Here is a 7778-nt window from a genome sequence, read left to right on the forward strand (position 1 = left end):
ATCACCGCCCTGTTTTAACAGGGTTTTTATTTTACAAAAAACTCCAACAACCTTCCTACACTATCCATACATACAAAAAAATACAAAACAAAGACCGTCTGAAATTTTGGTCTCAGACGGCCTTTTGAGGTTTCTATATCTATATTCTTAGTCGGCGAACTGTTTTTTCATTCGTTCGCGGCGCTCTTGCGCTTCTACGGACAATGTCGCGGTCGGACGTGCCAGCAGGCGTTTGAGGCCGATAGGTTCGCCGGTATCGGCACAGAAACCGTAATCGCCTTCGTCAATGCTGCGGAGAGTCGCTTGCACTTTATTGAGAAGTTTACGCTCGCGATCGCGGGTGCGCAGTTCTAAAGCGTATTCTTCTTCTTGAGTAGCTCGGTCGGCAGGATCGGGGGCAGATTCGTGCTCTTGAAGATGGCCGGTAGTGGTGTTTGCATTTTCAATCAGCTCTTCTTGCATTTTAACCAGTAGTTCGCGGAAGAAGGCCAATTGGTCGCTGTTCATGTAGTCCTCTTCAGGACCATCCCAGTTTAAAATATCTTGTTCTGTCAGCTTTGCCATGGTGTCTGCTTTCGGTTTGTTGTTAATGATTTGGATGCTACGGGTTTGCTTTTATTGGGTTTTCTTGAATTTCCGTTTTGGAAATTGGGCGAATCATATCATGTTTTACCTATTCATTTGTTCTTTATATTTCGATTTGCACTTTTTTGCACTACCTTACACCTAAATGTATTAAAGCACTTTTTAGGACGTTGTATTTTTGGTCGTTAATACCTGCTGCGCTTTCAGACGGCCTATTGAAGCAACCACAGGTTGGTTTGCTGGATAAGTTGGGGAAACCATCGGGTCAGCCACAACCATAATAAGAGTGCCAACAAACTGCCTGAAAAATCGTATCGTCCTGCGCGTAAGAAGGAAAACGGTTTGAGCAATGGCTGCAAGATTCGTTCGATGGCATAAGTCAACGGCGAATAGCGGCCCTGTATACTGGACACCATTCTAATAATCAGACCAATAAGTAATGTATAAGCCGCGGCCTTCAGCATATGGAGCGCGGCAAACCAGAAGTTTGCCAAAATCAGCTTATTGCTGATGGACAGCGCCGGTGAAATGAAAATAATGGCGGTACAGGTAAGGTAGTACACCAGAAAACCTGCGGGCAGGCAGTACCAATCGGTTTTCTCGCCGGCTGGAAATGCTTTTTGCCAAGGTTTGGTCAGCCAGCCTGTTGCCTGTATGCTGAATTTGAGCAGGGGGTGTTCTGCTGCCAATCCTGCGTATCGGAGCAAAAAGCGCGTGATACACAGGATGGCAATAGCGTCTGCCAATAATAGGAGCAAGTCGCCGCGCATGTTCAGACGGCCTTGTATTGTTGCGCCATTTCTTGCGAACGTTTGACGCAGGCTTCTACGCCCTGTTCGATGGCTTCGGCAACGTGACGTGCTTTGAAGGTTTCGATGGCTTCGTGTGTCGTGCCGCCTTTGGAAGTTACGTTTTGCTGTAATTGTGCGAATGCTTCGCCGGTTTGTTCGGCCAAAGCCACTGCGCCTTTAAATGTGGCAAGGCTCAGTTCGCGTGCGTCTTGCTCATTGAAACCTTGTGCCAAAGCCGCATTTTGGAGCGCACCCAAAAGATAGAAAACATAAGCAGGGCCGCTGCCGCTGATGCCGGTAATATTGTGGAGTTGCTCTTCCTCGTTCAGCCAAACGGTTGTGCCGACAGAGCGCATGATGCCGTCTGCGGCTGTGCGGTCTGCTTCTGAAACGCCTGCATCAGCAAACATACCGGATACGCCCAACCCGATTTTGGCCGGCGTATTGGGCATGATGCGCACGATACGGCGTGTGCCGCCCAGATACTGGCTGAGGGTATCGATAGACAAGCCTGCCGCTACGGACAACACCAGCGCGCCATTTAAACGGATGTTTTGACAGGCCGCCTGCATGTCTTGCGGTTTGACGGCGAGAATGAGGACATCGTCCGCACTCAATTCGGGCAGGTTTTCAGAAGTGGCTACGCCCAATTCTTGAACCAGTTGCTCCCGTCTTTCGGCGCCGCGTTCGACAATGTGGACACGATAGCCGTCTTGCTTGACCAAACCGCCTGCAATGGCAGTTGCCATATTGCCGCCGCCGAGAAAATAGATATTCATATATATGTCACTCCTTTGTGATGTCGATCAGGCCGTCTGAAACTGCTGTCTACCCGGTTCAGACGGCCATTAATTTTACGCTTGAGGATAATGCCGCTTGCCGAAAATCGCGCTGCCGATGCGGACATGGGTTGCGCCGCATTCTACCGCGATTGGCATATCTCCGGACATCCCCATAGACAAAACATCTGCTTCGACGCCTGCCGCGTTCAACTCAGCCAACAGCCGCTGCATGGTATGAAACTGGCTGCGCAACTCATCATCGCTGCTGTCGGCCTTGGCCACACACATCAATCCGCGCACTTTAATATTCGGCAACTTGGCCACTTCAAGGGCCAGCGCAACCGATTCAGTGGGCGCTACGCCGTGTTTTGCTTCTTCCGCGGCAATGTTCACTTCAATGCACACCTGCAACGGCGGCATTTCAGACGGCCTTTGTTCACTCAAGCGCCGCGCCGTTTTCAGACGGCCTATCGTATGCACCCAATGTGCGCGTTCGGCCACAAATTTGGTTTTATTAGACTGCACATCGCCGATAACGTGCCAAACAATATCCGGCAAATCGGCCAGCGTTTCCGTTTTTTCAAACCATTCCTGAATATAGTTCTCGCCGAAATCGCGCTGACCGGCCGCATACACTTCGCGAATATCGTCTGCTGGAAACGTCTTGCTGACCGCCACCAGCTTCACCGCATCCGCAGACCGTCCTGCAGCCTCAGCCGCCTGTTCAACCGCCCGGCATACGTCCTGATAGTTTTGTTGCAATACCGACATGGTTTTCTCCTTTAACCCGTTCATCACTCGGCATTTTGAAAATTTTACTTGGTCGAACGGATTTATCTATTTAAAATAAAGCGATTTTATTATTCTAAACCAAAACAAGGCCACATTATGCAGATTACCGACTTACTCGCGTTCGGCGTGAAAAACAAAGCCTCCGACCTCCATTTGAGTTCGGGCATTTCCCCCATGATACGCGTACACGGCGACATCCGCCGCATCAACCTGCCCGAGATGAGCTCGGAAGAAGTCGGCACCATGATTACCTCGGTCATGAACGACCACCAGCGCAAGCTCTATCAACAGGATTTTGAAGTCGATTTCTCATTTGAGCTGCCTAATGTTGCCCGTTTCCGCGTCAACGCCTTTATGACCGAACGCGGCCCGGCCGCCGTATTCCGTACCATTCCGAGCACCGTCCTGACGCTGGAAGAATTGCGTGCGCCGCGCATTTTCCAAAAAATTGCCGAAAATCCGCGCGGTTTGGTCTTGGTAACCGGCCCGACCGGTTCGGGTAAATCCACCACGCTGGCGGCGATGGTCAACTACATCAACGAAACCCAACCGGCCCACATTCTGACCATCGAAGACCCGATTGAGTTCGTCCATCAAAGCAAAAAAGCGCTCATCAACCAGCGCGAGCTGCATCAGCACACCCACAGCTTCACCAACGCCCTACGTTCCGCCCTGCGCGAAGACCCAGACGTGATTTTGATCGGTGAGATGCGCGACCCTGAAACCATCTCCCTCGCCCTGACCGCCGCCGAGACCGGCCACTTGGTTTTCGGCACGCTGCACACAACAGGCGCCGCCAAAACCATCGACCGTATTGTCGACGTATTCCCTGCAGGCGAAAAAGAAATCGTGCGCTCCATGTTGTCCGAATCCTTGCGCGCCATCATTTCCCAAACCCTGCTGAAAACCCGCGACGGCAACGGCCGCGTCGCCGCACACGAAATCCTGATTTCCACACCGGCCGTGCGCAACCTCATCCGCGAGAACAAAATCGCCCAAATCAACGCCGCCCTCCAAACCGGTCAGGCCCACGGTATGCAAACCCTCGATCAAGCCCTGCAAACCCTTGTCCGCCAAGGCACCATCAGCCCCGAGCTGGCACGCAGCAAGGCGCAAAACATCGAAAACCTTTCTGTTTTCTAAACCATACCCAGGCCGTCTGAACCCCATCATCCCGTTTTCAGACGGCCTTTGAGCCTGACCGAATACCCGTTTTAAAGAGAATCATCATGAGCGACCTCGCCCCTCTGCACGACCTGTTAAGCGAAATGGTGCAAGCCTACTCACAAAAAAACCAAGCACCGCACATCCCCACCCCGGCCGAAATCGGCACACATCTTCATCCCCTGCTCGACCGCATGTGTGAAGAGGCCGAAAAACGCAACGCGTCCGACATCTTCATCAGCGCAGGCTTTCCTCCTGCCATTAAAGTCGGCGGCACCCTCACGCCCATGCCCCACAAAGCGCTGACCGGCGCGGACACCGCCGCCATCGCCGAATCCACCATGAACCCCGACCAACTCGAAGCCTTCAACCGCGACTGGGAAATCAACTATTCCGTCCAATCGCGCAGCAACACACGCTACCGCGTCAACGCCTACCACGAGCAAGGCCGCGTCGGCATGGTATTGCGCCGCGTCAGCCAAGACATTCCCGAGATGAAAACCCTCGGTTTGCCCGAAAAGCTCCAAGAGCTTGCACTCGCGCCACGCGGCCTGCTGATCCTCGCCGGCCCGACCGGTTCGGGTAAGTCCACCACCATGGCCTCCATGCTCAACTACCGCAACCAAAAGCTGCCCGGCCATATCGTCACCATCGAAGATCCCATCGAGTTTATCTACAAACCTTGCCGCAGCATCTTCACCCAGCGCGAAATCGGCATCGATACCGACAACTGGAAAATCGCCGTTCAAAGCGCCATGCGTCAAGCGCCCGATGTCGTCTGTATCGGCGAAGTCCGCAGCGAAGAAAGCATGGAATACGCCCTCCAACTGGCTCAAACCGGCCATCTGTGCGTTTTCACCATCCATGCCAGCACAGCCTCCCAAACCATCGAGCGCATCATCAACTTCTATCCGGAAGACCGCCGCCAACAGGTTTTGATGGATTTGGCGTTAAACCTCGTCGGCATAATCGGCCAACGCCTCACCATCAAGAAAAACCGCCAACGCACAGCCGTTACCGACCTCCTGCTCAACACGCCGGCCATGCAGGACTTGATTTTCAAAGGCGAATTGCTGGAAATCCGCGACCTGATGGCACGCTCCGGCAGCAACGGTATGCAGACGTTCGACCAAAACCTCTTCAACCTCTACGCACAAGGCCAAATCGAACTCAGCGAAGCCCTGCGCCAAGCGGTATCCGCCAACGATTTGCGCCTGCGCATTCAAATGCACGACGAGGGCAACAATACCGAGCGCCTCTACGACCGCATCAGCGACCTCAACCTGATGACCTAATGGCGTAAGCCAAACAAGGCCGTCTGAACGGATGTGGAAACAAAATCAAGTATTTCCCCGTATCCGTTCAGACGGCCTTATCCTATTTCAAACATTCTGAAACCGACTGAAAATCCTGTTAAAATCCAATCATTCACCTCATAACGAATAATAAACAACACCATCATGAACACTCCGCCGCTCAAACCTCTGATCATTGCCTCCCTGCCCGTCTTCTCCAGCGTATTCATCGCCGCCACCCTCGTTTGGCACTTCGATACGCCCAAACTGGTTATGCCCTTCGTACTTGGCATTATTGCCGGCGGTTTGGTCGATTTGGACAACCGCCTCACAGGCCGTCTGAAAAACATCGTCATCACCGTTGCCCTGTTTACCCTCTCCTCATTGCTTGCCCAAAGCACCATCGGCACAGGCGTCCCCTTCATCTTGGCCATGACCCTGATGACTTTCGGCTTTACCATCCTCGGCACCGTCGGCCTCAAATACCGCACCTTCGCTTTCGGTGCGCTCGCCGTCGCCACCTACACCACGCTGACCTACACCCCCGAGACCTACTGGCTGACCAACCCCATCATGATTCTGTTGGGCACTGTCCTATACAGCGTCAACACCCTGATCTTCCAAATCATCCTGCCCCACCGCCCCGTCCAAGAAACCGTCGCCAACGCCTATGATGCACTCAGCAACTACTTCGATGCCAAAGCCGACTTTTTCGATCCAGACGAAGCCGCATGGTTGGGCAACCGCCAAATCGACTTGGCCATGAGCAACACCGGCGTGATTACCGCCTTCAACCAATGCCGCGGCGCACTTTTCTACCGGTTGCGCGGCCAACACCGCCATCCGCGTACCGCCAAAATGCTGCGCTACTACCTCTGCGCGCAAGACATGCACGAACGCATCAGCTCCGCCCACGTCGATTACAGCGAAATGGCCGAGCAGCTCAAAAATACCGACCTCATCTTCCGCATCCGCCGCCTGCTCGAAATGCAAGGCCAGGCGTGCCGCAACGTTGCCGCCTCCCTGCGCAACAACAAACCCTACGCATACAGCAAACGCCTCGGCCGCGCCATGGAAGGCTGCCGCCAATCCCTCAGCCATTTTGCCGAGACCCATGCCGATAATGCCAACCTCCACAATATCCGCCGCCTGCTCGACAACCTCAGCAGCGTCGATTACCAACTGCGGCAACTGCAAAACGATGCGTCCCTTGCCGAAAACGACAACGCCGACACCCGCATCGCCGCCCTTGAAAACACCAAATTCCGCAATATCGGCGAGACCGTCCTCAGCCAGCTCAATTTCGACTCCGGCGTCTTCCGCCATGCCACCCGCCTCTCCATCGTCGTGGCCGCGGCCTGCATCATTGTCGAAATCCTTCATCTCAATCTCGGCTACTGGATTCTGCTGACCGCCCTTTTCGTCTGCCAGCCCAACTACACCGCCACCAAAAGCCGCGTGTACCAACGCATTGCCGGTACGATTCTCGGCGTAATTGTCGGTTCGCTCGTTCCCTACTTCACCCCGTCCGTTGAAACCAAGCTCTGGATTGTCATCGCCAGCACCACCCTGTTTTTCATGACCCGAAGCTACAAATACAGCTTCTCCACCTTCTTCATCACCATCCAAGCCCTGACCAGCCTCTCGCTTGCCGGTTTGGACGTGTACCACGCCATGCCCATCCGCATCATCGACACCATCGTCGGTTCCGTTATCGCATGGGCCGCCGCTACCTACCTCTGGCCCGATTGGCGTTACCTCACCCTCAGCCACACCGCCGCCCAGACCATCACTGCCAACGGCCGCTATCTCGACGCCATCCTCGACCAGCTGCAAAACGGCAGCCGCGACGATGTCGACTACCGCCTCACCCGCCGCCAAGCCCACGAAAGCACCGCCGCCCTCAGCAGCACCTTATCCGACATGAGCAGCAACCCGAAAAAATACCAAGACCGCCTGCAAGACGGTTTTACCCTGCTCAAAACCAGCTATGCGCTGACTGGCCACATTTCCGCGCTCGGCGCATACCGCGACCAGGTTCATCACGACGGCAGCGATACCTTCGCCCCATATGCCCGCCTGACCCACCACATCGCCGAACTTCTCAAACAAATGCCGCAAACCGAACCGGCTACCTTCGATGCAAGCATCGAAGCCATCCGACAGGAGTTTGCCGATTTGGAACAGACCGACAAAGAGCAGTCCCAACAAAACCAAATCCTCAAACACCAGCTCGACCTCATCATCCGCCAGCTTGCACCGTGTTATCAGGCATTGCACAGACAGTCGGATACGCAAACCGCCTAAACCGATAACACATTTCAACAAAATAAATAAGGCCGTCTGAAACCTGATTTCCAGATTTCAGA

At 54.0% G+C, this 7778-nt stretch carries 7 protein-coding genes; 3 read left to right on the forward strand and 4 right to left on the reverse strand.

Annotation, left to right across the window (positions count from 1 at the left end; translation table 11 throughout):
• Positions 1 to 147: 147 nt before the first annotated feature.
• The 4 genes from dksA to HMPREF3022_RS08965 form a co-directional block, all read right to left on the reverse strand.
• On the reverse strand, positions 148 to 564 hold the full coding sequence (gene dksA, locus HMPREF3022_RS08950; RefSeq protein ID WP_004519243.1) for an RNA polymerase-binding protein DksA: 417 nt from the start codon (positions 562 to 564) through the stop codon (positions 148 to 150).
• Positions 565 to 797: 233 nt separating this feature from the next.
• Positions 798 to 1355 (reverse strand): YggT family protein, encoded by a 558-nt coding sequence (locus HMPREF3022_RS08955; protein WP_049333163.1) that lies wholly within the window; start codon positions 1353 to 1355, stop codon positions 798 to 800.
• 2 nt (positions 1356 to 1357) lie between these two features.
• Complete coding sequence (gene proC, locus HMPREF3022_RS08960; RefSeq protein ID WP_049333161.1) at positions 1358 to 2155, reverse strand: pyrroline-5-carboxylate reductase; 798 nt, start codon at positions 2153 to 2155, stop codon at positions 1358 to 1360.
• Between the two features lie 75 nt (positions 2156 to 2230).
• Positions 2231 to 2929, reverse strand: a complete 699-nt coding sequence (locus HMPREF3022_RS08965; RefSeq protein WP_049333159.1) for a YggS family pyridoxal phosphate-dependent enzyme — start codon at positions 2927 to 2929, stop codon at positions 2231 to 2233.
• 117 nt (positions 2930 to 3046) lie between these two features.
• Here HMPREF3022_RS08965 and HMPREF3022_RS08970 point away from each other — a divergent pair, with 117 nt between their 5' ends.
• From HMPREF3022_RS08970 to yccS, 3 genes are all read left to right on the forward strand, one after another.
• On the forward strand, positions 3047 to 4093 hold the full coding sequence (locus HMPREF3022_RS08970) for a type IV pilus twitching motility protein PilT (RefSeq protein WP_004519239.1): 1047 nt from the start codon (positions 3047 to 3049) through the stop codon (positions 4091 to 4093).
• Positions 4094 to 4179: 86 nt separating this feature from the next.
• Complete coding sequence (locus HMPREF3022_RS08975; protein WP_039861910.1) at positions 4180 to 5409, forward strand: PilT/PilU family type 4a pilus ATPase; 1230 nt, start codon at positions 4180 to 4182, stop codon at positions 5407 to 5409.
• A gap of 165 nt (positions 5410 to 5574) precedes the next feature.
• Positions 5575 to 7716 (forward strand): YccS family putative transporter, encoded by a 2142-nt coding sequence (yccS, locus tag HMPREF3022_RS08980; protein WP_070765507.1) that lies wholly within the window; start codon positions 5575 to 5577, stop codon positions 7714 to 7716.
• Positions 7717 to 7778: the final 62 nt, after the last annotated feature.

Origin of the sequence: Neisseria sp. HMSC065C04 (genome assembly GCF_001815375.1) — a bacterium.
Classification (GTDB): domain Bacteria; phylum Pseudomonadota; class Gammaproteobacteria; order Burkholderiales; family Neisseriaceae; genus Neisseria; species Neisseria flavescens_D.

Coding starts and splice junctions, on each gene's coding strand:
- dksA (WP_004519243.1), bottom strand. CDS start 564: ATGGCAAAGCTGACAGAACAAGATATTTTAAACTGGGATGGTCCTGAA.
- HMPREF3022_RS08955 (WP_049333163.1), bottom strand. CDS start 1,355: ATGCGCGGCGACTTGCTCCTATTATTGGCAGACGCTATTGCCATCCTG.
- proC (WP_049333161.1), bottom strand. CDS start 2,155: ATGAATATCTATTTTCTCGGCGGCGGCAATATGGCAACTGCCATTGCA.
- HMPREF3022_RS08965 (WP_049333159.1), bottom strand. CDS start 2,929: ATGTCGGTATTGCAACAAAACTATCAGGACGTATGCCGGGCGGTTGAA.
- HMPREF3022_RS08970 (WP_004519239.1), top strand. CDS start 3,047: ATGCAGATTACCGACTTACTCGCGTTCGGCGTGAAAAACAAAGCCTCC.
- HMPREF3022_RS08975 (WP_039861910.1), top strand. CDS start 4,180: ATGAGCGACCTCGCCCCTCTGCACGACCTGTTAAGCGAAATGGTGCAA.
- yccS (WP_070765507.1), top strand. CDS start 5,575: ATGAACACTCCGCCGCTCAAACCTCTGATCATTGCCTCCCTGCCCGTC.